4 protein-coding genes and 1 pseudogene are annotated in these 3,270 nt (G+C 48.2%); 1 reads left to right on the top strand and 4 read right to left on the bottom strand.

Features of this window, described 5'->3' with window-relative positions; translation table 11 throughout:
* The 4 genes and pseudogenes from ACWA6V_RS19645 to rpmH form a co-directional block, all read right to left on the bottom strand.
* Nucleotides 1–287 (bottom strand): annotated as a pseudogene (locus ACWA6V_RS19645) (membrane protein insertase YidC); the annotation flags it as partial.
* 1 nt (nucleotide 288) lies between these two features.
* Nucleotides 289–591 (bottom strand): membrane protein insertion efficiency factor YidD, encoded by a 303-nt coding sequence (gene yidD, locus ACWA6V_RS19640; protein WP_374725246.1) that lies wholly within the window; start codon nucleotides 589–591, stop codon nucleotides 289–291.
* The gene (gene rnpA, locus ACWA6V_RS19635; RefSeq protein ID WP_449524077.1) at nucleotides 569–1,084 is read right to left on the bottom strand and encodes a ribonuclease P protein component; all 516 of its coding nucleotides are present in this window, start codon (nucleotides 1,082–1,084) and stop codon (nucleotides 569–571) included. The genes yidD and rnpA overlap by 23 nt, the downstream gene beginning before the upstream one ends.
* A gap of 106 nt (nucleotides 1,085–1,190) precedes the next feature.
* A complete protein-coding gene (gene rpmH / locus ACWA6V_RS19630; protein ID WP_084617888.1) occupies nucleotides 1,191–1,328 on the bottom strand; it encodes a 50S ribosomal protein L34 in 138 nt (45 codons plus the stop codon).
* Nucleotides 1,329–1,806: 478 nt separating this feature from the next.
* On the opposite strand from rpmH, the gene dnaA reads away from it, so the two are divergent.
* Nucleotides 1,807–3,270: chromosomal replication initiator protein DnaA (gene dnaA, locus ACWA6V_RS19625; RefSeq protein ID WP_449524076.1), on the top strand; the 1,464-nt coding region annotated here is incomplete at its 3' end.

Raw genomic sequence — 3,270 nt, 5'->3', positions numbered from 1 at the left:
ATGTCGCCACCCAGAGGATTAATAGTCAGTTCCAGGCTGTCAGTTTTTACTTGAATCAGTTGGTTGGCAGCCAAAGTAGTTTTTTCTGCTTCAGACAGACTATTGGCAGCAACTGGAACATCACTATTAATAGCCGTCGCCGGCGGGATTGAACCCGTGTTAGTGGTGGTTTGGGTGGCTACCGGTGTTTGTGTGGGTAGCTGTTCCTGATATTCATGCCAGCGAATAACCAACATCAATAAGGTAGCGAGAATTGCTGCAATTAATAGGTTTTTTTGCCAATCCATCTTAATGACTGCCATCAGTAGTGTGTGAGTGAATAGAAGAACAACAGGTCTTGTTCAATTCCGGTACCGGATCCAGGCCGCCTTCATGCCAGGGATGGCATTTTAGTAGGCGTCGCAGGGTTAGATAAGACCCTGTAAAAAATCCATGCCGCACAATTGCTTCTTCCGAGTAATGTGAGCAGCTGGGATAAAAGCGGCATTGGTTGCCAATCCAGGGGCTTAAAAAATAGCGATAGCCGTGCAGTAGTTTGACTGCCAGCCAGATCAGGCCGGAATGGCCGTTATTGATCAGTCGCTTTAGCATCTGCATTGACCTTTTGCTCTGCCCCTTGATTTTGCGCCTGCGATGTTAACCGATGATGGCGCACTTTTTTGAAAATTCGCTGCCATTGTTGATTTAATTGCTGGCTAAATTCGCTATTGGACAGGCTATCCATCCCCTTGCGTGACAGCACCACAATATCCAACCCGGTTAACTCCTGCTGCTGCAGGCGAAAACTTTCGCGGATCAAGCGTTTCATGCGGTTGCGTTCCACTGCCAATTTCATGTGCTTTTTGGCCATCACTAAACCCAAGCGCGGTTGGGGCTGTTGGTTGAGGCGGGCGAGGATCAAAAAATACTGATGCGAAGCGCGAAATGGAGCGTCATCAAACACGGGTTTGAAATCAGCGGCGCAGAGTAAACGCAGGGATTTGGTAAAACGGAAAGAAGCGGAGTTGGAACCTGGATCAAAGCGGACATCGCTTTGGGGTTGATTCGAACTAGCAGACTGTTGAAATTCTATTTTGGCTGGCATAAGTGCGCTAAAAATAGTCTGGGAATGACCGTTATCGACTACTTTGTCTCACGTTTGCCAATAACAAATTTCAACAAACTGCTAGTGAACCAAGAAGCGCGAGCGATTAAACGCGAGTCAGCTCGGCACGGCCTTTGGCGCGACGGCGAGCCAATACCAAACGACCACCTTTGGTAGCCATACGAGCACGGAAACCGTGGTTGCGGACGCGTTTCAGATTGCTGGGTTGGAATGTTCTTTTCATGATAAACCTGTTAAAAATCCTGAGTTAATTCACACGGCGTGCGAAAAGAGGCGGGATTCTAATGAATGCCATCGTCTAAAGCAAATTATTTTGAGCAAATTATCTACAAAAACCAGCAAATTGAGCTGTGCACATTTTCTACCGGTTTTCCCTCAGTTAATTCATATATTATTCACAGGGTTATCCACAGGATTGTCGTTTTATTCATTGTTTTTGCTGCCCGGCGGGGATCTGTTACAAGTTGGTCGTTATGGTGTAACTAATTGAATTTTAATGGCTAAATTTTAGCCCATTCAAATTAAATTTGAGTTTTGTTGTGGATAACTCTGGGGGGCGAGAGTAGACTTAGCTCCCCCGTATAAATCTGGGTTTAATTCTATCCAGGGTTCATCAAGTAGTGGCGGGCCCCAGTCTTTATCTCTGTTTATCAACACATCAATGAACAATAACCGCAATCGGCGTTTCGGGAGTTTTGGTTTTGCTGCAATCGATTTGGAAATTATGTGCCGCCAGCTTACAGGATGAATTGCCTTCGCAGCAGTTCAACACCTGGATTCGGCCATTGCAAATTGATGAATCAACCTCACCCCAGGAATTGCGCTTATTGGCACCTAACCGGTTTATTTGCGATTGGGTGGCAGAAAAATTCCTCAACCGTATTCGCGAGTTGGCCAGTCACTACCATCAGGACAATAATCTACAGGTAGCAGTGGGTGTTGCGCCGCGGCCGGCAGCAGGTTTTCAAGCTAACCCGGTAAATCAGCGCCCAGTGCCCCGCTATGAACCAGCTACGATTGCTGCTCAATCCCCGGTTGATGCACGCGAAGATAATCTGGCCTTTGGCAGCCAGAGTACGGTGCAGGAGGGTACTAGCGATAGCTATTCAACTTCGTCTATTAAAGCAAAATCGCCGGCTAAAATCATTGAATATGACGCTAAAGTGCGCGATATCGTTGTGGAAGCCGGGTTCGATACTACCCGCACCACACCGGAACTGGAAGTTGAAGGCGGCCTCAAGCATAGTAACTATTTAAATGTGTCATCTACCTTCGCTACCTTTGTAGAAGGTAAATCTAACCAGCTAGGTTTGGCAGCGGCACGCCAGGTGGCTGAAAATCCCGGCGGGGCCTACAACCCTCTGTTTATATATGGTGGTGTTGGCTTGGGCAAAACCCACCTGATGCAAGCTGTCGGCAATGCGATGGTGGCGCGCAACCCCAATGCCAAAGTGGTTTACTTGCATTCCGAGCGGTTTGTTGCCGATATGGTTAAAGCATTGCAGCTAAATGCGATTAATGACTTCAAACGGTATTACCGTTCGATGGATGCGCTGTTGATCGACGATATCCAATTTTTTGCGGGTAAGGAGCGCTCGCAGGAAGAGTTTTTCCACACGTTTAACTCCCTGTTGGAAGGTGGCCGCCAGATTATCCTGACGTGTGATCGCTTTCCGAAAGAAATCAATGGGTTGGAAGAGCGGTTGAAATCCCGTTTTGGCTGGGGCCTGACTGTGGCGGTGGAGCCACCAGAGCTGGAAACCCGGGTGGCGATTTTGATGAAAAAGGCCGAACAGGTGAATATCGACCTGCCGCACGAAGCAGCCTTTTTTATTGCCCAGCGGATTCGCGCCAATGTGCGCGATCTTGAAGGTGCATTGAAGCGAGTTATTGCCAGCGCCAATTTTACTGGTCGGCCTATTGATGTCGAACTGGTGCGTGAGGCCTTAAAAGATTTGTTAGCCCTGCAGGATAAACAGGTCGGTATCGACAATATCCAGCGTGTGGTATGTGAATACTACAAAATCAAAATGAACGATATGATTTCCAAGCGCCGCAGCCGTTCAGTCGCGCGCCCGCGTCAGGTCGCAATGGCCTTGGCGAAAGAGTTGACCAATCACAGCTTGCCGGAAATCGGCGACGCGTTCGGTGGTCGTGACCACACA

Source organism: Cellvibrio sp. (genome assembly GCF_053579595.1).
Note: the sequence above shows the minus strand (reverse complement) of the source record. Positions and strands in the feature narration are given on the sequence as shown.